The sequence below is a fragment of the Phyllobacterium sp. MT110 genome (assembly GCF_058792715.1).
In genome coordinates this window covers 1-25,622 of sequence record NZ_JBXAFE010000013.1, presented here as the reverse complement: position 1 = coordinate 25,622, position 25,622 = coordinate 1, and the positions used below count along the sequence as shown (strand labels likewise).

25 protein-coding genes and 1 pseudogene are annotated in these 25,622 nt (G+C 59.7%); 22 read left to right on the top strand and 4 right to left on the bottom strand.

Going from position 1 to position 25,622, the window contains the following annotated elements:
* The first annotated feature begins 214 nt into the window (after nucleotides 1–214).
* From AC1Q5O_RS27025 to AC1Q5O_RS27015, 3 genes are read left to right on the top strand one after another with little or no spacing between them, the layout of a single operon-like run.
* On the top strand, nucleotides 215–1,846 hold the full coding sequence (locus AC1Q5O_RS27025; protein ID WP_475947557.1) for a TnsB C-terminal domain-containing protein: 1,632 nt from the start codon (nucleotides 215–217) through the stop codon (nucleotides 1,844–1,846).
* Nucleotides 1,743–2,729 carry a TniB family NTP-binding protein gene (locus tag AC1Q5O_RS27020; RefSeq protein WP_492567153.1) on the top strand — a complete coding sequence of 329 codons (987 nt, stop codon included), beginning with the start codon at nucleotides 1,743–1,745 and terminating at the stop codon, nucleotides 2,727–2,729. The genes AC1Q5O_RS27025 and AC1Q5O_RS27020 overlap by 104 nt, the downstream gene beginning before the upstream one ends.
* A complete protein-coding gene (locus tag AC1Q5O_RS27015; RefSeq protein ID WP_261497490.1) occupies nucleotides 2,666–3,517 on the top strand; it encodes a TniQ family protein in 852 nt (283 codons plus the stop codon). The genes AC1Q5O_RS27020 and AC1Q5O_RS27015 overlap by 64 nt, the downstream gene beginning before the upstream one ends.
* On the opposite strand, the gene AC1Q5O_RS27010 is transcribed toward AC1Q5O_RS27015, so the two are convergent.
* Nucleotides 3,514–4,626 (bottom strand): LacI family DNA-binding transcriptional regulator, encoded by a 1,113-nt coding sequence (locus AC1Q5O_RS27010; RefSeq protein ID WP_475947558.1) that lies wholly within the window; start codon nucleotides 4,624–4,626, stop codon nucleotides 3,514–3,516. The two genes, AC1Q5O_RS27015 and AC1Q5O_RS27010, sit on opposite strands and share 4 nt — an antisense overlap.
* Before the next feature lie 488 nt (nucleotides 4,627–5,114).
* On the opposite strand from AC1Q5O_RS27010, the pseudogene AC1Q5O_RS27005 reads away from it, so the two are divergent.
* The 17 genes and pseudogenes from AC1Q5O_RS27005 (at nucleotide 5,115) to AC1Q5O_RS26925 (ending at nucleotide 20,785) form a co-directional block, all read left to right on the top strand.
* A pseudogene (locus AC1Q5O_RS27005) lies at nucleotides 5,115–5,884 on the top strand (IS5 family transposase).
* 277 nt (nucleotides 5,885–6,161) lie between these two features.
* Nucleotides 6,162–7,598, top strand: coding sequence for a nicotinate phosphoribosyltransferase (locus tag AC1Q5O_RS27000; RefSeq protein WP_492567150.1), 1,437 nt, complete (start codon nucleotides 6,162–6,164; stop codon nucleotides 7,596–7,598).
* A 132-nt stretch (nucleotides 7,599–7,730) separates the two neighbouring features.
* Entirely contained in the window at nucleotides 7,731–8,825 is a 1,095-nt protein-coding gene (locus tag AC1Q5O_RS26995; RefSeq protein ID WP_492567149.1) for an LLM class flavin-dependent oxidoreductase, read from the top strand.
* Between the two features lie 97 nt (nucleotides 8,826–8,922).
* Nucleotides 8,923–9,279 (top strand): NIPSNAP family protein, encoded by a 357-nt coding sequence (locus tag AC1Q5O_RS26990; protein ID WP_492567147.1) that lies wholly within the window; start codon nucleotides 8,923–8,925, stop codon nucleotides 9,277–9,279.
* A gap of 50 nt (nucleotides 9,280–9,329) precedes the next feature.
* Nucleotides 9,330–10,835: an aldehyde dehydrogenase gene (locus AC1Q5O_RS26985; protein WP_492567145.1), complete on the top strand. Its 1,506-nt coding sequence runs from the start codon at nucleotides 9,330–9,332 to the stop codon at nucleotides 10,833–10,835.
* Complete coding sequence (locus tag AC1Q5O_RS26980) at nucleotides 10,832–11,524, top strand: HAD family hydrolase (RefSeq protein WP_218019558.1); 693 nt, start codon at nucleotides 10,832–10,834, stop codon at nucleotides 11,522–11,524. The genes AC1Q5O_RS26985 and AC1Q5O_RS26980 overlap by 4 nt, the downstream gene beginning before the upstream one ends.
* Before the next feature lie 17 nt (nucleotides 11,525–11,541).
* On the top strand, nucleotides 11,542–12,312 hold the full coding sequence (locus AC1Q5O_RS26975) for a glutamine amidotransferase (RefSeq protein WP_229825881.1): 771 nt from the start codon (nucleotides 11,542–11,544) through the stop codon (nucleotides 12,310–12,312).
* Nucleotides 12,313–12,394: 82 nt separating this feature from the next.
* On the top strand, nucleotides 12,395–13,327 hold the full coding sequence (locus tag AC1Q5O_RS26970) for a ribokinase (RefSeq protein ID WP_492567142.1): 933 nt from the start codon (nucleotides 12,395–12,397) through the stop codon (nucleotides 13,325–13,327).
* Between the two features lie 108 nt (nucleotides 13,328–13,435).
* The gene (locus AC1Q5O_RS26965) at nucleotides 13,436–14,419 is read left to right on the top strand and encodes a ribose-phosphate diphosphokinase (RefSeq protein ID WP_492567141.1); all 984 of its coding nucleotides are present in this window, start codon (nucleotides 13,436–13,438) and stop codon (nucleotides 14,417–14,419) included.
* Nucleotides 14,420–14,436: 17 nt separating this feature from the next.
* Nucleotides 14,437–14,637, top strand: coding sequence for a tautomerase family protein (locus AC1Q5O_RS26960; protein ID WP_492567139.1), 201 nt, complete (start codon nucleotides 14,437–14,439; stop codon nucleotides 14,635–14,637).
* Between the two features lie 181 nt (nucleotides 14,638–14,818).
* On the top strand, nucleotides 14,819–16,201 hold the full coding sequence (locus AC1Q5O_RS26955; RefSeq protein WP_492567137.1) for an NAD-dependent succinate-semialdehyde dehydrogenase: 1,383 nt from the start codon (nucleotides 14,819–14,821) through the stop codon (nucleotides 16,199–16,201).
* Between the two features lie 10 nt (nucleotides 16,202–16,211).
* Entirely contained in the window at nucleotides 16,212–17,159 is a 948-nt protein-coding gene (locus AC1Q5O_RS26950; RefSeq protein WP_492567136.1) for a flavin reductase, read from the top strand.
* A 59-nt stretch (nucleotides 17,160–17,218) separates the two neighbouring features.
* Complete coding sequence (locus AC1Q5O_RS26945) at nucleotides 17,219–17,659, top strand: 6,7-dimethyl-8-ribityllumazine synthase (RefSeq protein WP_189382827.1); 441 nt, start codon at nucleotides 17,219–17,221, stop codon at nucleotides 17,657–17,659.
* A gap of 71 nt (nucleotides 17,660–17,730) precedes the next feature.
* Nucleotides 17,731–18,609, top strand: coding sequence for an alpha/beta hydrolase (locus AC1Q5O_RS26940; protein ID WP_492567133.1), 879 nt, complete (start codon nucleotides 17,731–17,733; stop codon nucleotides 18,607–18,609).
* 129 nt (nucleotides 18,610–18,738) lie between these two features.
* Nucleotides 18,739–19,068 carry a transposase gene (locus AC1Q5O_RS26935; RefSeq protein ID WP_492567131.1) on the top strand — a complete coding sequence of 110 codons (330 nt, stop codon included), beginning with the start codon at nucleotides 18,739–18,741 and terminating at the stop codon, nucleotides 19,066–19,068.
* Nucleotides 19,069–19,250: 182 nt separating this feature from the next.
* The gene (locus AC1Q5O_RS26930; protein WP_492567129.1) at nucleotides 19,251–20,465 is read left to right on the top strand and encodes an IS256 family transposase; all 1,215 of its coding nucleotides are present in this window, start codon (nucleotides 19,251–19,253) and stop codon (nucleotides 20,463–20,465) included.
* Nucleotides 20,466–20,524: 59 nt separating this feature from the next.
* Complete coding sequence (locus AC1Q5O_RS26925) at nucleotides 20,525–20,785, top strand: WGR domain-containing protein (protein ID WP_492567127.1); 261 nt, start codon at nucleotides 20,525–20,527, stop codon at nucleotides 20,783–20,785.
* 6 nt (nucleotides 20,786–20,791) lie between these two features.
* On the opposite strand, the gene AC1Q5O_RS26920 is transcribed toward AC1Q5O_RS26925, so the two are convergent.
* A complete protein-coding gene (locus AC1Q5O_RS26920) occupies nucleotides 20,792–21,154 on the bottom strand; it encodes a bactofilin family protein (RefSeq protein ID WP_492567125.1) in 363 nt (120 codons plus the stop codon).
* Nucleotides 21,155–21,447: 293 nt separating this feature from the next.
* On the opposite strand from AC1Q5O_RS26920, the gene AC1Q5O_RS26915 reads away from it, so the two are divergent.
* Complete coding sequence (locus tag AC1Q5O_RS26915; protein WP_492567123.1) at nucleotides 21,448–21,621, top strand: hypothetical protein; 174 nt, start codon at nucleotides 21,448–21,450, stop codon at nucleotides 21,619–21,621.
* Nucleotides 21,622–21,754: 133 nt separating this feature from the next.
* Nucleotides 21,755–22,810, top strand: coding sequence for a Fic family protein (locus AC1Q5O_RS26910; RefSeq protein ID WP_423293757.1), 1,056 nt, complete (start codon nucleotides 21,755–21,757; stop codon nucleotides 22,808–22,810).
* A 146-nt stretch (nucleotides 22,811–22,956) separates the two neighbouring features.
* Here the strand turns inward: AC1Q5O_RS26910 and AC1Q5O_RS26905 are convergent, their stop codons facing one another.
* Both AC1Q5O_RS26905 and AC1Q5O_RS26900 read right to left on the bottom strand, forming a co-directional pair.
* On the bottom strand, nucleotides 22,957–24,975 hold the full coding sequence (locus tag AC1Q5O_RS26905) for an AAA family ATPase (RefSeq protein WP_492567121.1): 2,019 nt from the start codon (nucleotides 24,973–24,975) through the stop codon (nucleotides 22,957–22,959).
* A gap of 50 nt (nucleotides 24,976–25,025) precedes the next feature.
* A complete protein-coding gene (locus tag AC1Q5O_RS26900) occupies nucleotides 25,026–25,136 on the bottom strand; it encodes a hypothetical protein (protein WP_492567119.1) in 111 nt (36 codons plus the stop codon).
* Nucleotides 25,137–25,622: the final 486 nt, after the last annotated feature.

Below are 25,622 nucleotides of genomic sequence, written 5' to 3'. Positions count from 1 at the left end.
TTTGATTTTGTTCTCATGCACGCCAATAGCGAAGTGCCTGCTAACGATCTATTAACCACACAAAGTGAGGCAGACCCCTTAAAGGCGAGATGACAAACCCAACAAAATCAATGGCGATGCTTTGCTGTTAAATGTGAGATTTTGCCTTTAACTCCGACATTCTTGCCCCTAAAGCTGAGACAACGTTCAAGCGGGCAAGCAGCGGTCGGAGAAGATGGAGGACGGGGATCCTGGCGAAGCGGTTGGCGCCGAAACCCATCGCAGGGCCACGGTCCTGCGCCCGCTCGTGGAAGCCTATCTTGCGGGCGCCGGCAGTCTGGAAAGTGGTGTTCGGGATGCTGTCTGGGAGCTCGGCGTCAGCCGGGCGACGGTGTGGCGCTGGATCAGGCGGCTGGCAGAGGATGGTGGGCGGACCAGCGCGCTGGCCGCACGAAAGCGCGGTCGGCGCTCGGGCACGACGGTTATCTCCGGCGATGTCGAGGCGCTCATCGAAGGCCATCTGCGCCGGTACTATTTGCGGCGGGAGCGAGCCAGCCTGGCGCGCGTAGTCAAGGAGATCGGCATCGCTTGTCGTGAACGTGGCCTTCAGTCGCCAACGCGCCGGACGGTGCAGCGGCGACTGGACGCGCTGGACGAACGCGAACTCATGAGGGCAAGGGAGGGCGCAAAGGCGGCGCGCCAGAGGTTTGGCCCGGTGCCCGGCAGGAAGAAGGTGGGCCTTCCCCTCGATGTCGTGCAGGTCGACCACACGCTGGCTGACATCATTCTTGTCGACAGTTTCGTGCGCAAACCCATCGGCCGACCCTGGGTGACGCTCACGATCGACATCGCCACGCGGATGGTGACCGGATACTACGTTAGCCTTGAGGCGCCGTCTCGCCTCTCGGTGGCGCTTTGTCTGACCCGGGCCGTCGCGCCGAAGGCGGCGCTTCTGGCCGATCTGGGCAGTAGTGCACCCTGGCCCGCACAGGGCCGGCCGCGCAGCATTCACGTCGACAACGGCAGCGATTTCCGGTCGAACACCTTCCAAGGGGCCTGTGCCGAATGGGGGATCGATCTCACGTACCGGCCCCTGGCGCGCCCGCACTTCGGCGGTCACATCGAGCGGCTGATCGGCACGATGATGGGGGCCGTGCACCTGCTGCCTGGAACGACCGAGTCCTCCATTGCCGCCAAGGGCAGCTATGATGCCGAAGCCAAGGCCGCGATGAGTCTGAGTGAGTTTGACAGCTGGTTCGTTCTGGAAATCTGTCGCTACAACAACAGCGTTCACTCGAGCCTTGGCTGCACGCCCGTCGCCAAATGGGAGGCGCTGGCCGCGGAAATGTCGAGCGACATTCCCTTCGACATGGAGGCGTTCCGGGTGAGCTTCCTGCCAAGCGAGAAGCGCCAGATTCGGCGGGATGGCATTCATCTGTTCGACATCCGCTACTGGTCGGATGCCCTGGCGGGGCGGGCTGCCCGAAAGGACGGGAAGGTGGTCGTGCGCTACGATCCGCGTGACATCTCCGCGATCTGGGTCGAGCTCGACGGCGGACGGTGCGTGGAGGCGCGCTACCGAAACCTGGAAATCCCGCCGGTGTCGTTGTGGGAGTATCGCGAGGCCATGAGGATGGCGCGGACCTTAGGCAAGACGGGGTCTAATGAGCTGGTCCTGGCAGAGTTGATCCGACAGCAACGGCAGATCGAGGGGGAAAGCCGGATCCTGACCAAGGCCGAACGCCGATCCCGCGAAAGACGCAGTGCGTCGAAAGGGCCAACCCCAGCAGATTTCTCGTCCGAGGGGCTGCGCCCGGTCGACACCGGTGATACGTCGCGCCCGTTGTTCAAGGTGGAGCGATGGTAACGTGAGGGCAGGGGGAACTGGGCAAGACGGTCGTATCGCCCTCATTCAATCGGACATCTGGATCGGCTTTCCCCGCGCAGAGCGGGTGCTGGACAGGTTGCAGAGCCTGATCGACGCGCCGCGGCAAACCCGGATGCCAGGCCTTCTCGTCCATGGTGCTTCGGGCATCGGCAAGACGATGATCGCCCGGAACCTCTCGCGCAGATACGCGCCGGAATATGACCCGGCCGTGGGCATAACCCACACCCCACTGCTCTTGCTGCAGGCGCCGCCCGCTCCTGACGAACGGCGGTTCTATCTGCATATCCTCGCGGCGGTCGGCGCGCCGGCAACGACGCTGGGCGTCCGCGCACAGAGCGTTGCCGCCCTCGAAGTCCGAGTGATTGCCCTGCTGCGTGATCTCGGGCTTCGCATGATCATGATCGACGAGGTCCACAACCTGTTGGCCGGAACCCACCGCGAGCAGCGCCGCTTCCTCAATGTCCTGCGCTATCTCAGCAACGAACTCGAGGCGTCTCTGGTCTGCTTCGGGGTCAGCGAAGCAGTGGATGCAATCCGTTGCGACGTGCAGCTTGCCCGGCGGCTGGACGAGCACCACCTGCCGAACTGGCGCGATGACGCCGAGTTCTCGGACATGATCCAGACCCTTATCGCGGCGATGCCGCTAGGGAAGAAATCCAATCTGAAGGTTAAATCGCTCAAGCAGATCCTTGCACTGACCGGCGGGGTGACCTCGCGGATCTTCGCTCTGGTCAAAGATCTGTCTATCGATGCCATTCTCTCCGGCGAGGAATGCATCACCGATGACGCAATCACGAAGTGGACCCCGGTCTGGTCGCGCCACGCAACCGCTCAGCGGCGGCTCGAGCAGTCGGGAGCGTAACGCTGCGCCCGCTCCCGAAGACCGTCGCGCCACTCCGGGATGAGCTCCTCTCCGGTTGGCTGGCGCGGCTGGCGGCCAGTAATTATTGTGAAATCAGCGAACTTCTGGCGCATGTCGGTCTGGACAGCCGACATGCCGACACGCTTAACTTCGAACTCAACGCCGAAGCCGCTGGACGGATCGCCGCGGCGGCGCGCGTCTCTCCCGCGCTTGTCCAGTCGCTGATCTTTCCGGCACTGCCCCAGAACGAAGCGCTACTGACGGCGCAGGTTCCGTTCCAGCGTTGTCCCAGGTGCTCACGACTTGGCCTCGCGCTGAAGCATTGGCGGCGGGCTTGGGCATTCGACTGCCAGAAGTGCGGAGAGAGGCTCCTTCCGATCCTTGGTAGATCCGAAGTCGAGGTCCAGCCAGAAAAGTTGCTGCGTCGTGCCCGGAGCGGGGCAGGGCTGCTCGAGCAAGCAGCCACGTCCAGCGGCAGCGTCGATCTCCGTCGCGCGATGCGGGCCGCCCGTTTTGCAATGGGGCTCAAGAAGGTCCGCGGGGATCCGGCCTTCGCACTTCAGGGCCCCAGACCGGACGTGAGACTGTTCTGCCTCGCTGCGATCGCCGTGGCCCGGAAGCGCCCGCTGGTTAAGGCGGTGATGTTCAGCGCCGGCATCGACGGTTTTGCAAGGGTTGCGTTGCTGGCGGCATTCGAAAAGGAACCGCGCCTGTTAGTCGCCGTTGATCGGATCGTGGAACGCACCCGACAACGGACCTCCCCACTGGCAGCAGAATCTCACAATTAAGGGCAAGAAATGTCGCCCAACGCACCGCGTCTCATATTTAACGGCAACGCGACAATTGGTCCGGACGATTCTCTGATCATGAGAGTCACGCGCGCCGGCAGAGGTGGCGCAGCTTCGGCTCCGTCTATCAGGCTCAATAGGAGTTTTGCGGCCTCGAAGCCGAGTTCTCGCGCCGGTTGGCGCACTGTCGTCAAACTCGGATAGAGGAGGGATGATATCGGCAAATCGTCGAAGCCTACGATGGAGACATCCCCGGGCACATCGAGACCGACTTTGCGGCAATACGACATGGCACCAATGGCCATCAGATCGTTCGCACAGATCAGCGCGGTGGGGCGCTCGCCCGCGGGGCCGCGCAGGGCTTCTGCGGCAAGCCTCTCTCCGGACTCCATTCGATAATCGCCCGCGAAAAATGGGACGGCGTCAGGATTCATCCCCACTGCCGCAATCGCTTCGCGATACCCGGAGAGGCGCTGCTCGGCGGTCCACAGTTCTGTGGGGCCTCCCAAGATCGCCAGGCGTCTATGTCCAAGCGAGGTCAGATGCTCGGCGATTTCGCGCGCGCCTTGCCGGTTTTGCGACACCACGCAGGGCAAGTTGAAACCGTGAAGCTTTTCATCGACCAGAACGACAGGTCCAACCTGTATAAGTTCGACCAACGACTGCATCCGGCTGTTTGCACCCGAAAGATAGATGAGCCCGTCCAAGCGTTGGCTCCTCAGCAAGCGGCTGTTCCATGACTCGCTGTCACCGCTTGCTTCGGGCGCGCAGAAGACGACTAGCACGTCTCTTTCCGCGGCAGCCTGTTCAACGCCTTCCGCAACCATAGCGAAGAATTGGTTCACCAAGTCCGGCACAACAAGGCCAATGGTCGCGACGCTCTTGCGTTTGAGATTGCGGGCGGTTTCATTCGGCATGTAGCCCAAAGCCCTGACCGCATCCAGGACGCGCGCCTTGCGGTCGGCGGCGACAGGCCCGCTGTCATTCAAAACATAGCTGACGGTGCTAAGCGAGACGGCTGCGCGCTTGGCAACATCTTTCATGGTGGGGCGTCGCGCGGGCTTGGCCGTCAGGCTTTTTCTCGGCGCATCGCCTTTCGACTTTGGCATTCCGTTCTCCGATAGCGGCCGCGGGAGACAGCGATGTTCAGCTTATCGCACTCGGCGCAGCCGACAAAGTCTCGCTGAGATATAATCGGTTTTACTAGCACCTAGAGCTGCGCGATAAAAGTCGGTTTTTGACCTTGCTCCTTCTGGGGGACGATCCGGGCTGCCTGTCGCGCGCGAGATGCCCACACGTGATCTGGGCTCGCGTCTTTTCGTCAACATCGACGGGGCGGGCGAGGGGTGGCGGCGCGTTTGCGCTATGGGCCGCGAGGGCGCGTTGATTCGAGAAAATCGGTCGAATGGGTTCGATATCGGCGGGCGAGTGGGCTTGCGGAGGGCTGACCGAACTCCACGAAGCGCTTACTCGGTCCCGGTCTCAAACCCGCAAAAACACAGGGCTTTGCATCTGCCACCTTAGGGTCAGGACCCATTAATTAGCTTGAGCCCGCCCGGCCTTCGTGATTCAAGCTCCCCAACTTGCGGGGGTTATGATGAGCAACCTTTTTTGGCTTACCGATGAGCAGATGGCGCGGTTGAAGCCGTTCTTCCCGAAGAGCCATGGCAAGCCGCGTGTCGATGACCGGCGTGTGTTGAGCGGCATAATCTTCATCAATCGCAATGGCTTGCGCTGGTGTGATGCCCCGCGTGAGTATGGTCCGCCGAAGACGCTCTACAATCGTTGGAAGCGCTGGGGTGACATGGGGGTCTTTGCCCGGATGATGGAGGGGCTGGCCTCCGAAGGCACCGAGCAGAAGACCATCATGATCGACGCGACTTACCTGAAGGCGCACCGCACGGCTTCGAGCCTGCGGGCGAAAAAGGGGGGGCCGACGACCAGCGCGGGCGTCTGATTGGCAGAACGAAGGGCGGGCTGAACACCAAGCTGCATGCCGTCACGGATGCCAAGGGTCGGCCCCTGAAGTTCTTCATGACCGCAGGTCAGGTCAGCGACTATACCGGAGCCGCCGCCTTGCTGGGCAGTCTGCCGGCCGCCGAGTGGATTATCGCAGACCGGGGTTACGACGCAGACTGGTTCCGAGATGCGTTAAAAGACACGGGGATACGTCCCTGTATCCCAGGTCGGAAGTCGCGCGGCAAAGCTGTCCGATACGACAAGCGGCGCTACCGCCGCCGCAACCGCATCGAGATCATGTTCGGTCGACTGAAAGACTGGCGCAGGGTCGCAACACGCTATGACAGATGCGCCAAGACCTTCCTCTCCACCGTCGCCCTCGCCGCTACCGTCATGTTCTGGCTTTGACGAGCAATGAGTCTGGACCCTAGCGCGAAGCGTCGCGATCGGGGCGCGAAAAATGAGCATCTGAGGTGGACGAAAACAAATGTTGACAGATCTGATTTCAAGTTGCTAACGTTCACTAGTAGAAACGGTTCTATCTGATGCCAAATTCATAAAATGATGGATTCTTGGCGGACCACTGATCGGCTAATCGCCTCAATGTAGAACCGTTACTATAGTGGGTGGTGCCCTGCGCCACTGGGGAGTGAAGCCGCGAGGCGCCAACAAGGAGAGGAAGAAAATGTCGCTGGGCGAACAGTTCGACAACATCATCATCAACACGGACAGCTACAAACACTGTCACTATCCGTTGTACCCTAAAGGTACTGAGTACATTTCCTCGTATATCGAGTCTCGAGGAGGTGAGTTCCCGGTGACTATGTTCGTCGGGCTTCAGGCTTTTCTCCGCGACTATCTGATGCGCCCGGTCACTCTTGAGGATGTGGATGCCGCTGAATTCCTCATGCGAGAGCAGGGGATGCACTTCAACCGCGAGAACTGGATGGGCATCATCAACGATCACGGCGGCTATCTGCCGGTCGAGATCGAGGCCGTGGCGGAGGGCACGGTTCTTCCTGCCAAGAACGTCCTGGTTCAGATCATCAACACCGATCCGAAGTATTTCTGGGCGACGAGCTTCTTCGAGACCGCCTTGCTGCGCGCGGTGTGGTACCCCACGACCGTCGGCACGCTGAGCTGGATGTGCAAGCAGGTGATCCGCACCGCGCTTGAGCGCACCTCGGACAACGTGCACCTGCTGCGGCACATGCTGCACGATTACGGCGCGCGTGGGGTGAGTTCGCAGCAGTCAGCTGCATTGGGCGGCCTGGCTCATCTGGTTAACTTCAGTCAGAGTGATACAACACCGGGTATCCTTGCAGCCAAACGCTGGTATAACGCTGTAGATCCTTCCAACTCAGGGCCTAACTCAGAACACGCCGGCTTCACAGCTTGGGGGCGCGAAGGAGAGGTCGACGCGATCCGTAACATGCTTGAGGTCCATCGTGATCACGGCTTCGCGCTCGTGCTGACGGACACCTATGATCACGAAAACTGCGTCAAAAACATCCTCGGTGGAGAGTTGAAGGAGATGATTCAGAACTTCCCTGGGCTGGTGGGTGCGCGTCCAGATTCCGGGGAAATCGTCGAAGTTACCGCTGATACAACAGAGTGGCTTATGGATGCATTTGGCTACGAGACGAACAGCAAAGGCTTTAAGATCCTGCCACCATTCATTCGTGTGGTTCAGGGTGACGGTGTGACGGTTAAGAGCTTGCCGCGCGTTTATGCTGAGCTTGAGCGTCGTGGCCTTGCCGCGGATAACGCGATCTTTGGTATGGGCGGTGGTCTGCTCCAGCACTGTGATCGCGATACAAACCGCTTTGCGCAAAAAGCGAGTGCCGTATGCGTAAACGGAGAGTGGCGCGACATTTCAAAAAGCCCGAAAGGCGAGCAATACAAGACATCTAAGGCAGGTCGGCTTGCGCTGATCAAAGAGAATGGCGAATTCAAAACGGTACGTCGCGAATCTGTCAGCCCTGAGCAAAATCTGCTCCAGCCAGTATTCCGAAACGGCAAACTGCTCAAGAAATGGGACTTTTCCGAGTTGATCGAGGCAAGTGAAGCGCCGGTTCCTCAGGAGTGGTACCAAAGCTGGCTTGATGCCTCTGTAAGCTGAGGCTGCTCCTGAAACCTGACGGAGCCGCCGGTAATAACAGGTGGCTCCGTTAAAATCTGGTTGCTTCAGCCGAAAGTGCAAAGGCAACTTTGAAACATCTGCTTAACCGAGAACACAAAGAAGGAGAACAGGATGGGAATGAAATTTTGGGTGACAGCCCCTTTCTTTTATCCGGATATGAGCAAGCCTTGGTCCGAAGTCCTCGATAGCATGCTGCGCATTGTAGATGCAGCTGAAGAATACGGTTTCGAGGGTATCACCATCAACGAGAACCAATTTCAGAACTACGTATGCAACCCCTCTGCGATGATGTTTGCTGCTGTTGCAGCCCAACGAACAAAGCGGCTTCGTATTGTTCCTGGCGTGGTTGTTCTTCCGGCCTATAATCCTTTGCTTGTTGCATCTCAGATGTGCCTTCTTGATCACCTTGCGCCTGGCCGTACTGGTCTTGGCATTGCGCGTGGGGGGAGCCGGTTCCAGCTTGAACGGCTTGGCATCGAGCCCAAAGATCAGCGCCCTATGTATGATGAGGGTTTGAAGGTTATTCGCGGCCTTTTCGAAAATGATGATTTCTCGTTTGATGGGGACTACTTCTCGTTCCCGCCAACGACGCTTGTGCCGAAACCCGCCACTTTGCCCCATCCTGAAATCTGGGTCGCTTCGCAGAGCATCTCGGGCGTTCGCAGCGTTGCTCAGCAGGGTCTGAACCTGATCACCGCGCCGAACTATGGGAATTTCGAGCCCTATGGTGATCTTGAAGAACTGGTCGAGAGTTACAACGACGAGTGCAAAAAGAGCGGCCAGCAGCGCGGACAGGTTATGGTTTTGCGCCACACTTGGCTTGGACGCACCGAAGAAGAAGCACTGGAATATTTCGACGACGTTGTCTCGGAGTATAACTACTACATGGCGCTCGTTAAGGGCCCCGGGACTGTCGACACGAAAGAAGACAGGCTGGCCACTCGGGATGTCGGTGAAAGTCGAAACTACGTGTTCCGCGGGAAAATGACCCCGGAAAACCATCAGATTTCCAAGGAAAATCTGTTGGAGAAATACGCTGATCCGATCCTGACAACCCCCGAAAAGATGATCGAGCGCATGAAGAGCTACGAGAAGATTGGCGTCGATCACATGGCCTGTCTGATCGCGGTGGGCATGCCGACCGATGCGATCATCGCAAATATGAAAATGATGTCCGAAGAGGTCTTCCCCGCCTTTGCAGACTGAGCTGCCTGGGCGTGATGGACAAAGCCGGTCGAGCATGAGGGATCTCCCACTCTCGCGCTCGACCGGGGCCGAAAGCTGCACCTGAAAGGAGAAACGCGTGATCAACGAAGTGCGAGAATACGTTCCAATGCCGGGACGGCTGGGCGACGCTATGGACCTGCTCAAGACGACCGTCTTTGCGCTTTTCCGCCGCCACAACATGGAGGTCGTGCAGGCCGGATTTACCACGCTGGGTGATCATTCCTTCGGCGAGATCGTCTACACGATGCGGTTCGAGAACCTCGCTGAGCTTGAGGAAAAGTGGAACGCATTTCTGGCTGATCCTGATTGGGCGCCCGCACTTGCCGCGCGCGAGAAGGATGGCCCGCTATACAAGTCCATTCAGCGTCGTGTGCTGAACGCCGACCCCTTCGAGGATGCATTGCGAAGTCGCACGGATCATTCGCCATCCTGACCATTTCGCGCGCCGTACACAGCTGCCAACACCATAAGGCCACTTGCACCATGACCAGCTCGCAACAAGTCCCGATCCTTCATCCTGAGAAGTTCTATATCGACGGCAAATGGGTTGATCCGTCGACGAACCGGATGATCGACGTCGTCGATTCCGCGACCGAGGAGCTCTATTTTTCGGTTGCCGAAGCCGAGGTTGCCGATGTTGCGCGGGCTGTCGAGGCGGCGCGGCGCGCCTTTGACACCGGCCCTTGGCCGCGCATGAGCGCGTCAGAGCGGGCTGTCTACCTGCGCCGTTTCGCCGAGGCAATGGAAGCGCGCTATGATGACATGACCGAAATCTGGCCCCGCGAGACCGGGGTCATCGCGAGCATCGTGAAACCGGTTATGGAAGAGGTCCCCTTCGCGTTTCGCTACTATGCGGATCTTGCCGAGACATATCCCTTTGAGCAGGAGGTGCCGCCGAGTTTCGGGCCGGGATATGGGATGATCGCTGCCGAGGCGGTTGGTGTCGTCGGCGCAATTATTCCCTGGAATATGCCCATGAACATTGCGACTTGGAAGCTCGCGCCGGCGTTGCTCGCGGGGTGCACGGTGGTCGTGAAGGCCTCGCCCGAGGCGCCCGGCGCAGCCTATGTGATCGGCGAGATCGCGGAGCAAATCGGCCTGCCCGCGGGGGTGGTGAACATCCTCACCGCTGATCGTGTGGCCTCCGAAGCCCTCGTGACCGACCACCGCGTCGACAAGATCACCTTCACCGGCTCGACTGGTGTGGGCAAACGCATTGCGGGCATCATGGCCGAACGTGTCGGGCGTTACACGCTGGAACTTGGCGGAAAGTCGGCCGCGATCATCTGCGACGACATGGATATCGATCAGGCCGCAGACAGCCTGACATCGGGCGCTTGCTTTGTTTCGGGGCAGGTCTGCGCGTCTCTCACGCGTATCATCGTCCCGCGTCATCGGCATGATGCGATGCTCGAAGCCATCGCGGCGCGCTACGCCAAGATCAAGGTCGGCAATCCGTTTGATCGCGATGTGCAAATGGGGCCGCTTGCATCCGATACGCAGCGGGCGCGCGTCGAGGAATACATCCAGATCGGCAAAGACGCGGGCGCGACGCTCGCCTTCGGGGGCGATCGGCCCAAAGATCTCAACCGGGGGTGGTTCATCCAGCCGACGGTATTTGGAAATGTCGACAATGGATCGCGCCTCGCCCAGGAGGAAATCTTTGGCCCTGTGACCTCTGTCATCGCGGCCGAGGACGAGAACGATGCGATCCGGCTGGCGAATGACTCGATTTTCGGCCTCAACGCGTCTGTTTTCACGAATGACGCCGACCGTGTCCTTGAAATGAGCCGCAAGTTGCGGACCGGAACGGTTGGACAGAACGGGAACCGCGCGGATTTCGGAATTGGCTTTGGCGGGTTCAAACAGTCCGGGATTGGCCGCGAAGGCGGCGTTGCGGGGCTGCTGCCCTATCTTGAGAACAAAACCGTCGTTCTCGACGCTGCGCCCCGCGGATCCGCGGCCGCCAAAAACGGGGCAGGGGCATGAACATGATCACCCCCAATGCCCGCCCGAACGGATCGCGTCTGCATGTGTTCGACATGGACGGCACGCTGTTGCGCAGCACGGCCACCATCGAGCTTGCGCGACATCTAGGCCATCTCGATCGCGGGCAGGAGATCGAGACGCTTTGGGGAGAGGGCCGTATTTCGGATACGGATTTCTGGCGCGCGCTTCTGGAGATCTGCGACGGAGCGACCGATGCAGATTTTGACAAGGCCTTTGCGTCTTCGCCCTGGATGGCGGGGGTTGCCGAGGTTTTTGCCGACATCACCGCCCGAGGCGAAGCGGCGATCGTTATATCGCAATCCCCGACCTTCTTTGTCGAGCGTCTGAAAACCTGGGGCGCGCACGAAACCTACGGCTCTGACGTGGTGCCGGGCGCGCCCCTGAGCGACACCGCCACTTTGTTACCCGAGGCCAAAGTGGAGATCACGCGGGCCGCGCTCACTGCCCGCGGTTTGGGGGCCGCCGACTGCGTTGCCTATGGCGACTCGTCGAGCGACGTGGAGCTTTTCAAGTCCTTCGCGAACACGATCGGCGTGAACCCGTCAGCCACTCTGAGCAAGCTGGCCACCGTCGAATACCGCGGCACGGACATGCGCGAAGCCTACCGGTTGGGGCGCGATCTGATCGGCCAAAACGACCGCCAGAACATCAATCAAGACAACACATGACAAGGAGCTAGGGGCTAGTGGGCAATAAGCAAACCGCGACAAAGGTTCTCTTTGTAGGTGAATCCTGGATCAAGCACACGATCCACATGAAGGGCTTCGACCAGTTCAACAATACCCAATACGAAGAAGGCGCGGGCCATTTCCTGAGCTGCATGGACGAGGCCGGGTTTGATATCACCTATATCCGGGCGCATGAGGTCTCGCTGCGTTTCCCGCGCACCGCTGAGGAAATGGATCAGTTCGATGTCGTCGTGATCTCTGATATCGGATCGAACTCGTTCTTGCTGGTCGACGAGACGTTTTTTGAGTCGAAAAAAATGCCGAACCGCCTCGAGCTGGTCTCGGATTTTGTCAAGCGCGGGGGCGGTCTTGTCATGGTGGGCGGCTATCTGTCCTTTACCGGGATCGACGCCAAAGGACGCTATGGCATGAGCCCGCTCGCGGCACCTTTGCCCGTCACGCTCTTGGATCATGACGACCGGATCGAAAAGCCCGAAGGGGCATGCGTCACCGTCTGCGAGCCGGGGCATCCGGTGCTTGGCGATACCCCGTCCGCGGATTGGCCGCAGGTCTTGGGCTATAACAAGTTGATCGCAAAGCCGGGTGTGACCGTGGTCGCCAAGGTCGATGACGATCCCATGATCGCTGTCGGTGAATTTGGTAAAGGGCGGTCTGCCGTATTCGCCTCTGATCTGGCACCGCATTGGGCCCCGCCGGAATTCCTCAGCTGGCCACATTACGCGGGCTTGTGGAGCGCGATCCTCTCTTGGACCGCAGGCGCGCGCTAAGGCCGGGCCCCATAGGAACACCAAGCAAGGGCATGGTCATGTTGAAGCAAAAGCAAGCCGCACCGCTGAACGAGGTCCGCACATGACTGGACATCTTTTGGTTGTTGGTGCCATCAATATTGACTTGGTCGTGCCGGTCCAGTCCCTACCCGGTCCGGGCGAGACCGTCGTCGGCGACGCGTTGCAGAGGCATGGCGGCGGCAAGGGCGGTAACTCAGCGGTTGCTGCGGTCCGGGCCGGTGCCAAGGTGCGCTATGTCGGGGCCGTCGGAGATGATCAGCTCGGGGCCGGGGCGCTCACCGATTTGCGCGCCGACGGTGTCGAAGCCTCTGACGTTGCTCTCAAGCCAAAGGTCGCAACCGGTTGCGCATTGATTGTTGTTGACGCGAAAGGCGAGAACCAGATCGCGGTCGCCGCCGGTGCGAACATGCGCCTGACGGTTGAAGACGTCGAGACCGCGTTGGGCCGCTCCGAAGGCTGGACCTCGACGGCGCTTGTCAGCACCGAGATCACACCGGACGCAGTGGTCGCTGCGGTCAAGGGCGCGCGCGCGCGTGGCTGGCTTTGTGTGCTCAATCCTGCGCCGGTGATCCCCGAAATCCTCGAGACGCTCGATCTTGCGCCGATCGTGACACCCAACCGGGGCGAGTTGCGCGATATCTACCGCCTTCTTGGGGGCGAGGGGGATCCCGACGCCAAAGATGCGGCTGCTTTTGTTGCGCGGCACACGGGGGCTGCGGTTGTCGTGACGCTCGGCTCAGAGGGTGTTCTTGTATGCGACGCCGAGGGGCAGTGCACCACCATCCCGGCCCGGCCCGCAGCGCGCGTCGTCGATACCACGGGGGCAGGCGATACCTTCAACGGCGTCTTCGCCGCGCGCCTAGCCGCGGGCGACGGCCTGTTGGAGGCCGCACGCCGAGGGGTCACAGCGGCCTCTTTGTCGGTCGAGGCCGCAGGCGCACGCACAAGCATGCCCATGGAAACTGAAATTGAAGCCGCAACCGCGGCGCAATGACCAACGATCCCAGTTGAAACGAAAGGCTGCCTTGCCATGACTTCGATCCTAGAGCGCATCCGCGCCACAGCACCAACGGACCAACCGCCGCGCAGTGGGGTGGAGGATATGCTGGTTCAGACCTATTCGAAACGACTGATGGTCTTCACAGGTCGCGCGAACGCGCCCTTGGCGCAAGCCATCGTCGATCAGTTGGGCATCAACCTTGGGGGTGTGACGCTCAAGACCTTCTCGAGCGGGGAGGTTTATAGCAAGTTCGACTCCTCGATCCGCGGTGCGGATGTGTTCATCGTGCAGCCCATGTGCGGCAACCCCGAAACGGGTGTGAACACGAATGACGCGCTGATGGAGCTGCTGCTGATGATCGACGCTGCCGTTGGCGCCAGCGCCCACCGGGTAATCGCCGTGTGCCCTTGGTATGGCTATGCCCGTCAGGACAAGAAATCCGCCCCGCGAGAGCCCATTTCGGCGCGGGTCGTCGCACGCGCACTCGAATCAACCGGGGTTGATAGGGTCCTGACGATGGATCTGCACGCCGGACAGCTGCAGGGATTCTTTGGGATTCCCGTTGATCACATGACAGCTGCGGGCAGTTTGGCGGAATATTTCACGAATTTTGACGACAATCTCGTGGTCGTTGCGCCTGATGCGGGGCGCGTAAAACTGAACAAACAGTTTGCGGCACAGATCGGGGCCAGCCTTGCGATCCTGAACAAAGAGCGCCCGCAACAGCAAATGGCCGAAATCACCACGGTGATTGGCGATGTGCGGGGAAAAACGGCGCTGGTGATTGACGACATGATCGACACCGCGGGTACGCTCTGCGCGGCGGGGGAAACGCTCAAAAAGGCAGGCGCAACGCGCGTTCTGGCGGCGGCGACCCATGGCGTGTTCAGCGGGCCAGCCTTTGAACGCTTGGCCGCCTCGCCATTCGAACAGGTCGTCGTCACCGACACGATCCCGTTAGCGAAGGGCGCCCCCGAGAAGATCAAGGTGCTTTCTTGCGCGCCGCTGCTGGCTGAAACCATCGGCCGCATTTTCATCGACGAATCCGTCAGTGCTGTCTTCGACGGCAAAAACCACACGTTCTAATCAAAAGGAGAACATCCATGGCACATATCGAAGCTGCGTTTTTCAACAAGCGGTTTGAAGACGAAGAGTTCAACGAAAAGATGATCACCGCCCTGACCAATGCGGTCGCCTCTGTTTTGGGCGAGGATGCCGGCAAGGATACGACGATCATTTTGCATGGGATCGACCCGGCCCGTTGGGGGTACGGGGGCAACCAGCTCTCCAAGCGTTTTGAATAGGATCGTCACCTCATAGCGCGACAAGCGGCAAAGACCTGGATCGCTGTCCCTGATCGTGCGTTCACGGTTTTTGCCGCTTCGAGTATTCTTGTCCGGGGACTGGATGTGGGCGCGCCGCGCTCGGCCCCCGGGCGAAGCCACAGCGGATCAATCGATCTGCACCCGCCTGAAGGATGAAATTTTGGCCGCCACATTTGATGTCTTTGATCCTGCGAGCGGGGCGCTCCTTGACAAAGTCCCTGATGGGTCCGTGCAGGACGCCCTCCACGCGGTGGATGCCGCCTATACCGCTTTTCCATCATGGGCTGCGATGGTGAGCCGCGCGCGCGCAGAAATCTTGCGTCGCTGCTATGACCTGATGCTGCGAGATGCGGCAAAATTGACCCGGTTGATCGTCGCGGAAAATGGCAAGTCCTTTGCGGATGCGCGATCAGAGGTGCTCTACGCGGCAGAGTTTTTCCGTTGGTTTTCCGAAGAGGCCGTCCGTGCCGACTGCGCCTATGGCGATGCTCCCACAGGTGGCGCAAAAACACTGGTGACAAAGGCACCCGTCGGTGTTGCCGCGCTCATCACGCCTTGGAATTTTCCTGCGGCAATGGCGACGAGGAAAATCGCTCCGGCCTTGGCCGCAGGGTGCACCGTGGTTCTAAAGCCCGCAGAGGAGACGCCGCTGACGGCGCTTGCGTTGGCCGATCTGCTCACAGAAGCAGGCGTGCCGGCAGGTGTCGTGAACGTGGTGCCGACGACAAACGCACCGGAGGTCGTCGCTGCTTGGCTGGCCGATGACCGCGTGCGCAAGTTAAGCTTTACCGGATCGACCCAGGTTGGCCGCATCTTGCTCGCTCAGGCCGCCAATCGCGTGGTCAATTGCAGCATGGAGCTTGGCGGAAACGCGCCCTTTGTCGTGTCCGCCGACGCCGATATCGACGAGGCCGTCAAGGGGGCCATGATCGCCAAGTATCGTGGCGGCGGTCAGGCCTGTACGGCCGCCAACAGGTTCTACGTGCACCAAGATGTCCTGGACTCGTTCACGCAAAAGCTTTGTGCAGCGGTCAGCGCGCTCAAGGTTGGGCCGTCTTGCGACCAAACGAACGAAATCGGCCCAGTCATCAACGCCAAGGCACGGGATCGCATTGCGAGGCTCGTCGATGGTGCCGTCGCGGAGGGCGCGCGTATCGCCGCTCAGTGCAAGATCCCCAATGATGGCTGGTTCTATCCGCCAACGGTGTTGAGCGGCGTTGCGGACGATGCGCAAATTCTGAACGAAGAGATTTTCGGCCCGGTCGCCCCGATTGTGGGTTGGAGCGATGAGGAGGCCATGATCGCCGCGGCCAACAACACCGAATTTGGCTTGGCTGCCTATGTCTATTCGGGGCGCATGCAAGACGCCTTGCGTATTGCAGAGAAGATCGAGGCTGGCATGGTGGGTATCAATCGCGGGATTGTATCTGATCCTGCAGCCCCCTTTGGCGGTGTGAAGCAAAGTGGCATTGGCCGCGAAGGGGCGAACGAAGGCATTCGTGAGTTCCAAGAAACGCGGATGTTCAGCGTGGATTGGAAATAGGGAGAAGAACATGGCGGATTTCAAAGAGCTTGTCCGATCGGCTTGGGATGCGGCCTGGAACCAGGGCGATGTCGATGCCTTGGACGCAATCATGCATCCCAGTTACGCGTTGGAAAACGAAGGTCTGGGGATCAGTGCCGGCATCGCAGAACTCAAGGCGCAGGTCCTCGCGATGCGCGCCGCGATGCCGAACCTTGTGACAAGCGTAGACAAGATCGTCGTCGATGGAGACGATTTTGCGCTGTTCTGGTCGGCGACGGGCAGGTTCACACATCCCTTTGGTGATGTGCCCCCAAATGGCCGTTCGCTGAAATCCCGCGGCGCGGTGCAGGGGGAGCTGAGCGATGGTCTGATCATCCGCGAACGCGTGACTTGGGACCCCAGCGTCGAGATGCTGTCCGATTTGGGGGCGCCCGGATTGGGGTCTGCCTTCGAAGCCGATGCTACAGGCGCTTCCAGCGGCGGCGCAGATGGGCGGAGCTTGGAGGACCTGAAAGAGTTCAACCGAAAATTTGTCTCGGGTGTGACGGCTGTGACCGTGCAGGATGCGTCCGGGCGTGCCAGGGGGCTGGCCGTCAGCGCGTATATGTCTTTGTCGCTTGATCCACCGCTGGTGGTGGTCTGCGTGCAGAACACCTCATCGACATATCCCTCCTTGTTCGAAGCAAGTCACTTGGGCATCAATATTCTCGCCAATGATCAAAGAGATATTGTTGATCGCTTCGCGAGCAAATCGGATGACAAATTCGCGGGCGTGACGTGGCACGCGGGCCCGGCGGGCTCGCCGCTGATTGATGGCGCTTCCGCATCTGTCGAGGCGGAGATCAAGGAACGATTCCGAGCAAAAACACATGTGGTCATCATCGCAAGAGTCCGGCACCTTGAAGTGTCTGATGTCGCGCCGTTGGCATATATGTCGGGCAAATTCTACGACAGCGCATCGCTCAAGAGCATCTGAATTGAGCTTTCTCTTAAGGCGCTGGATGAACCGGAACAACGCAAGCAACAGGAACCGAAATGTCTAAACCACGCTACGCCTTCATCAAAGCAAACTGGCACTCCGAGATCGTGGACCAAGCCCTTGCGGGGTTTCTCAAGAAGATACCGCAGGAGCAGGTCGACGTGTTTGATGTGCCCGGTGCGTTCGAGATGCCTTTGCTTGCAAAGGACCTTGCGCAGACAGGCAAATACGACGCGATCGCCGCGGCTGCATTCGTGGTCGATGGCGGCATCTATCGGCATGATTTCGTCGCACAGGCCGTGGTGAGTGGGCTGATGCAGGCCGGGTTGGATACCGGGGTGCCGGTATTGTCGGTGTCTTTGACGCCCCACAACTACCAAGAGACGGATCACCATACGGCCATTTTCAAACAACACTTCGTCGCCAAGGGGCAGGAAGCTGCCCATGCCGCTCTGCAAATCACGCAGACGCGCGAGAAGGTCAAAAACACCGCCTAATGTGAGAGCGATCAACCAAAGGGTACCCAGTGCCGCGCCCGCAGCGTCAGGCAGAGCTAAAGGATCTTACAATGCCGCTTTATCGTGGTTTCAGCAGTCAAGAGGAGTTGGACCTGGAGTATTGCCCCGAGGCGAGGCTCGGAGATCCAAATGCTTTTGACAAAATCATCGCGCAACGTGCGGCATTGTCCGAAACGGCGAAAGCGGAGCTGACTGGCAGAAGAGCGGATATCCACTACGGCCAGACCTTGCTCGAGCGCATGGATTTCTATCCGGCCAAGCCCAACGGACCGGTGATGGTTTTTATCCACGGCGGCTATTGGTTTGATGCGCGGCTCAAGAAGGAAAACTACATCTGGGTCGCCAAGGGCCTGACCGACGCGGGTGTGAACGTCTTCATCATCGACTACCAAGTCTGCCCGGTGGTCACGATCGACGAAATCACGCGCCAGTGCCGCGCTGCGGTGGCCCATATCTATCGGAATGCCGAACAGTTCGAGGTCGATCCAAACAGGATACATGTCACGGGCAACTCCGCAGGGGGGCACCTGACCGCGATGGTCGCCCTGACGGATTGGGTCGGTAACTACGGCCTGCCTTGGGATACGATCAAGAGCGGCTACCCGATCAGCGGGCTCTACGATCTGGAGCCGTTCCGCTGGACCTGGTTGCAGCCCAAGATTCAATTCACCGCGGACGAAATCCGCAGAAACAGCCCAATGTTCTTGGTGCGCGAAAACCTACCGCCTCTGTTTGTCAGTTGGGGTGCCGACGAAAGCCCTGAATTCTGGAGACAGTCACAAGAGTTTGGCGCAGCTTGGACAGCAAAGGGCAACTCGGTTGTGTTTCATCCGCAGGACGGATGCAATCACTCCTCAGCCATCAGCGGGTTTTCAGATGCGAAGAGCTCGTTGTGCAGCCTTATTGTTGAGCATATGGAGCGATCCTAGGTGTTCAGTCCCGGCATCTGGTGGATCGGGTTAGCGGCGCGGCTGGTCTGGGATAGGCTGTTGGCGTTGGTCTGACGCCGAGGTTCCATGTCTACGACTAGTTCTACGCCTATGCCTGCGACTGGTAGCTTGCAGTTGGTCGAGGCTGTGATTGAGCGTTTTGACGGAGCAACGGTCGGGGAGCGCCGCCGTTGGTCGGATGAGTTCAAGGCGCAAGCGGTCGCGGCAGCGCTCGAGCCTGGCGTGAACGTTTCCGCGCTGGCGCGGCGCCTGGGGATTTCGCCGCCGCAGCTGTTCGGCTGGCGGAAGGTCTTTCTGAAGAAGCAGAACGCAGACGCCCCGGTGGGCACGTCCGCTCCCATAGTGGAGATTGTGGTTGGCGAGGTGATGATCCGCGTCGGCCCGGACGTCAGCGAGGCTGCGCTGCGCCGGATCCTGCGTGCGGTGCGCTCGGCATGATGCCGTCGGGCGTGAAGGTCTATCTGGCCAGCCAGCCTGTGGACTTCCGGAAGGGCCCGGACAGCCTGCTGTCGCTGGTGACCTGCCGCTCTTTCCCGCGGCCGACACGATCCACCGCCGGAGAGTGTCAGGTCTTCTGTGTAACGTAGATCCGGTCCATGCTTCATCGAAAGGAAGCATGCATGACGATCTCCAAGGAACTTCTGGATGAACTTCTGAAGGGCGTTGAGCGCCCGGAGGATCTGCTCGGCGACACCGGGCTGATGAAAGAGCTGAAGATCAAGCTCATGGAACGTATGCTGGGTGCGGAGCTGACAGCGCACCTCGGCTACGAGGAAGGCAAGGAGGCCCCGCCCGGTCAGACCAACCGCCGGAATGGTGCCTCGACCAAGGTGCTGAAGGGTCAGGACGGGGAGATGCCGGTGGCTGTGCCCCGCGACCGTGACAGCAGCTTCGAGCCTGCGTTGGTAAAGAAGGGCCAGACCCGGATCGACGGGATGGACGACAGGATCATCGGTCTCTATGCCGCCGGGCTCACGGTGCGGGATATCCAGGCCCACCTGCTCGACCTCTATGGTCTGAAGGTCTCGCCCGACCTGATCAGCCGCGTCACCGACGCCGTCCTGGACGAAGTCCGGGAGTGGCAGAGCCGGGCGCTGGAGCGGATGTATCCGATCGTGATCTTCGATGCCCTGAGGGTGAAGATCCGAGACGCCGACAGCCGGACGGTGAAGAACAAGGCGGTCTATGTCGCCCTCGGCGTCACCCGCGACGGCCTGCGTGAGGTCCTGGGCCTGTGGATCGCCGAGAACGAAGGGGCCAAATTCTGGCTCTCGGTGATGAACGAGCTGAAGAACCGCGGGACGCAGGACATCCTGATCGCGGTCGTCGACGGGCTGAAGGGCTTCCCCGAGGCCATCACCGCCGCCTTCCCGGAGGCCATGGTTCAGACCTGCATCGTGCATCTGGTGCGCCACAGCCTGAATTTCTGCTCCTGGAAGGACCGCAAGGCCGTGGCCACCGACCTGCGCCGGATCTACGGGGCCGCGACCGCCGATCTGGCCGCCGCCGAGCTCGACAATTTCGAGGAAAAATGGGCCGGGAAATATGCCTCGATCGCCCCGGCCTGGCGTCGGGCCTGGCAGGAGGTGATCCCGTTCTTCGGCTTCGATCCGGCGATCCGCAAGATCATCTACACCACGAATGCCATCGAAAGTCTGAACCGCGTGATCCGGAAATCGATCAAGACACGCGGCTCCTTCCCGACGGACGAGGCGGCGAACAAGCTGATCTACCTCGCCATCCGCAACTTCGAGAAGGACGGTCGAAATGTCCGGGAATGGTTTGCAGCCCGCAATCAGTTCGCCATAATGTTCGGTGAGCGCTTCGACGCTTGAGTATCCAAAACCGCATGGGCCGAGACGGATACACAGAGTTCAGGACACTCCCGGCCCACATGGTTCTGGCACATCTGCACCGCATCGATCCCGATGCCAATATGGCCCGCTATTACTGCGTCGACATCGCGCCGACACTGCTCGGGGACGTCTCTGTCTTGCGGACCTGGGGCCGGATCGGGACCCACGGTCGGACGAGCATCGAAACCTGTGCTTCCATTGAAGAAGCGGAGAGAGCAGCATCGCAAACCCTCCGCCAGAAGATGCGGCGGGGCTATCGGCCGTCCGGCCAGTTGCCGCAGCCATACCTTGCGGTGTGAGATCGGTTAGACCTTCCGCTGAAGCCTGCCTTCAAGCTCCGCACCAGCCTCGATGGCGATCCGCTCATGGATGACATCGGCCTGCACGACTGCGCTCGGCGCGAGCTGAACGTTTCGCGCCGAGATCATACCAGAGACAGCCCCAAGCACGCTGAGGTCGTGGGTGGCGACGGAACCTTCAACGCGACCTGAACCAGCCACGCTGATCTCCGGCGCTCGCAGTGAGCCAACGACATTTCCTTGGATCTCGATCGGTCCACTGGAGGTGGCATCGCCTTCGACGACAAGGTCCTGCGCGAAGATGCTGCGGCGAGCGTTCGGACTTACCGGGTCCGGCCATCGGTCCAGATCGCCATGTTGGGTCTTCATCTTGGTGCCGCCTCAGCTCAACTTCGTGCCGCACGACAGGACCAGAATCGAAACGAAAGGACAACACGCGACGCTGTGATCGCCGAAGAAGGGCGGCAGCCTTCCGCATTGTACAACTCATCCGGCCAAGGTCATCACCGGTCGTCCCTCATGAGCCATAGAGTCTGCGCCAATCGCTCATGAGGGTGCGTAGGCTGTTGGTTGGTGTTGTCCACGATGAAAACGAAGGGCTAGGGTATTCCGGTGAACTTGCAGCGAGGGTGGTGATGATGGAACGCAAAGAGAGCAATAGCTTGACTGATCTCACTCCTAACTTCAGGCATGAGCAGTTCGAAGGCGAGATGAAGCTGCGCCTCGCCGTTCCCTGTGATGCCTGGGGGCCCATCGGCAGGGGAGGGTCTATTACGACCGAAGCGCGCGCTCATCTGGGCCGCCTTGCCGAAACCGGCAACGGAGACATGGCTTGATACGCTCGGGTCCGGCGTATGAGTCGACCGACATCATGTCCGGATCCCATGCGCGACCTGTGGTTCCGCCGCTAATCGGGTGTAATTGGGTCGGGAAATGGGTTGCGGGAAATGGGTGTTATTGGGTATTTAAATGGGTATGATCCAAATCCATACGCTCCGCATCACCCCGAACTTTCTTTCGATCATCGCCGAAATCGACGAGTTCAAGGGCGCATGGCGCGCGCTCGGAAGTCTCGCCCCCGAGCGGCTGTCCGCCTTGCGCCGCGTCGCTACGATCGAAAGCATCGGCTCTTCGACCCGCATTGAAGGAAGCCGACTCTCAGATCAGGAGGTCCAGCGTCTTCTCTCCAACCTCGACATCCAGACCTTCTCGACCCGAGACGAAGAGGAGGTAGCAGGCTACGCCCAGGTCATGGATGCGGTCTTCGCCTCGTGGCGCGACATGGACGTGACCGAAAACCATATCCGCCAATTACACCGGGACCTTCTGCGGCACAGCGGCAAGGATCAGCGCCACAGGGGAGCCTGGAAGACCGCGCCAAACTCGATCGCGGCTTTCGACGACACAGGGCGGCAGATTGGCGTCGTGTTCGAGACCGCCACCCCCTTCGACACCCCCGGCCGCATGGTTGAACTGATCGACTGGTACAACACCGCCACCCGGGACCGTGAACTGCATCCGCTGCTGCTGATCGGAGTCTTCGTCGTGGTCTTCCTCGAGATCCATCCGTTCCAGGACGGCAACGGACGTCTCAGTCGGATCCTTACGACCCTCCTGCTTCTGCGCGCAGGCTATGCCTATGTACCGTACTCCTCCCTCGAAAGCGTGATCGAGCAAAGCAAGGAGGCCTACTATCTGGCCCTTCGACAGACCCAGGGAACGATCAGGTCTGACAGTCCGGACTGGGAACCTTGGCTCGGCTTCTTCCTGTCCGCGCTGCAGCGCCAGATGCATCGTCTGCGCGTAAAGATTGAGCGTGAACGACTTTTGATGGGTAGCCTCCCGGAAGTTTCGGCGCAACTCTTGGACCTCGTGCGAGACCACGGTCGCTTGACCATCGGCGACGCCGAGCGCCTGTCCGGCCAGAATCGCAACACACTGAAGCAGCACTTCCGCGCGCTGGTGGCAGATGGCCACCTGAGCCTGAACGGAGCCGGGAGGGGGGCTTGGTATTCGCTCCGATAATTTTGATTATGTAATTTCCATCGACGCGATGGGCGGGAAGCGGACCTGCGGCAGTGCGGCTTGGCTGATGCACAATCCACGTGAAGCGGCCGTTCGAACTCTTTGACGCATTGTTCAAAAGTGTTTCAAACACTTGCTCATTGCAGCTACTTCAATGCGGAGTTGATCGCTTGGATCAGCTTTACCCACTGTTTGCGCTCATCCGACGTCAAATCTTTGGCGGAATGGTCGCGTGACCAGCGAACGAAAGCTTTTGCGAGACGGTATTTCGAAAAATCCTTAATTTCGCTATTGAAGATGTTGACGAGTGGGCGGTCTTTCTGCTTCGCCGCAACGGCGGTGACATCCCAGCCGCAGTCCGACTTGGCGACGAAGATCAGCGTTTCACGGAGCATGTCTTCGATTTCGGCAGCGTTGACGGGACTGCCGAGGAAGTCCTTCGTCCGCAATATGCCCTTGTTGCCGAGCGTGTGGACAAGAGTGTCCTGCTTCGCTGCTTGGTCGCCTGCACTGTCGGAATCCAAGAGCGCCGCCACCTTTAATCCTTGGGCGTGAAGGATCGTAGCGAAATACACGACCTTGCTTGCGGTGTTGGACGGAACAAGGGCAATCTTCTCGTTAAGATTCACGTCGCCCGAGTCCCGCAGAAGTGCAGCAACGGCATCGACATACCAGTAATCCGTAAGTCCTTCGAGGACGAGATTCTGCTTCTGCGTGAAGAGGCTCTGGGCGAGGTCGTAGCCGAGGGCTTCCTGCAGCGGCAGTAGAGCCGCAGGATCGTTCGCGGTGACGGACGTGTGGACCTTGGTTCCCGTTTCCCTGTTCGCCATCTCGACGACGCGGACGAGATCAAGCTCGTCTGGGCCGACAAGGAACGGTGAATGGGTCGAATAGATCGTCTGGTTGTCGGCAGCGAGCCGCGAGACTGTTTTCCGGAATTCGCGCTGTTTCAGTGCGTGTAGGCTCATCCCTGGCTCATCGAGCAGGAGCACGGCGTTCTTATGGTCGCCCTCCGCTTCGGCGAAGAAGACCACGAAGAAGGACACAAGCCACTGAAACCCTTCGGAGCGCTGGTCAAGTTCAACTTCTACGCCGAGGTCGTCTTCAACCGTCACTTTGAGATATTGGCCGTCCGCGCGCAGCCGCAGCTTGGCGGCTTCACCCTTGCTTTCATCGGGATTCCAGACCGACCTGATTTCGCGCGTGAGGCTAACTTCAGCGGCGTTGAGCTGATATTGCCGCTTATCGAGCTTCTCCCGATAGGTTTCCATCGCATCAGGATTGTTGGCATCGGGATCGGGCGCGGTGCCCATTTCGGAAAGTTCGGCGGCAGTGAACCCGAGAAGGTTCAGGAGGCAAACATTTCCGTAGTCAAACCGCTCTTCGTCCAAAGTGCCGTTCGCGATCCTCGCCGCCAGTTGCTTGAGGTGGATCAGCGGACGGACGCGGAAATAGTTGCTGAACAGGACGAAAACCGGGACGCGCTCCCGAAGCGCCCTAACCGCGGCGTTACGGGCGTCCCCGATACTAATTGCGGCCTTGAGGCTGTCGTAGCGCGCTTCTTCTTTCTCATTGTCTTCATCAATGAGAGGCAGCGCCGCTTCAAGCCAGTCCGACAACGCCTTGGCTTTGTCTCCTTCGATTATGTTCCAAGCGTGCCAGCCCGCCGTCGTGGCCTTGAGCTTGTCGGACGGCTTGCTTTCTGCAGCGCCCTCGGCAGGCGAGTACCGACCGTCAACGTGAGCCGCCAGACGAAGCAAGTCCTTCTCGATGTCAGAGTATTTCGTCTTTGCAGGAACGCCGACCAATCGATGGCCTGTCGAATTGTCGAGGTTCCGCCACAGGACATAGCTCGCCGACTTCATACCCTCGGGGAGAAGCGCGCGATCGTCATCGTCCAACTCGAACTCGGCTTCGACAACCTTCGTTTCGGCGGGATCAACTTCGCCCGTTGTGATCTTGCTGTAGCGGGAGCGCGGATAGTCCCGCAGCGCACTGAGTGGCTTTACACCGCTGGGCGGGTTTAGGTGCTGGATCGCTTGCAAAAGCGCAGTTTTACCCGCTTCGTTGGGGCCTACCAGGATAGTTTTGTTCTTGTCGATTTCGAACTCTTCGCCGTCGATGATCGAGCGGTAATTTTTGACGTGGATTTTCTTAATTCGCATGCTTTCCTCCTACCTCGCCGCAACCGCCGCAATATGCCCCGCTAATGGGGTCACGAAGGTCTTGAGTGATTTAAGCTCGCTGAGATGTCTGTACGCGCCGTCCTGGCTGCTTCACGCGGTGACGCGAGAAAGGTGGCGCTTGAATAAAGTCCTTCCTGCACTCGGCGCTTGCACAGAATGTCGTAGCGCTGCGCGTAGATTGCGCCGCGCTCCTCTATCCCGCCTTCGATCCAATTTTTCCACGGCTTCGTTCACGGACAGATGCCGGGAAATGCAGTCTGGAGGGCGAGCATTGCGGTCAAGGGCGATTCCTCGTCGAATATTCAAGGAACATGCTGCCTTTATAGCACACATTGTGAAAGGCGTTCCAGAGTGCGCAAGATGTGGCCATATCTTATCGTGAGGGCATCCCGCTGGATGCTTGATGACCCGCGCTGCACCTACCTCATGCTCCGCTTTGTCCGGCGCAGCTACACCACAAATTACAATCTCGCTGCGCCACGTCCAAACGACAGCATTGGCGAATGCTGCAGGGCAGCGCGATTGGGGACCGCTCGGCAGCTCCGGGCCTAGGCTGTGCGGAAACTCTCGGGCGTGATGGCGCATGGTGCCTTTGAAGGGGGCATTTCTCCGGGGCGGTAGATTTT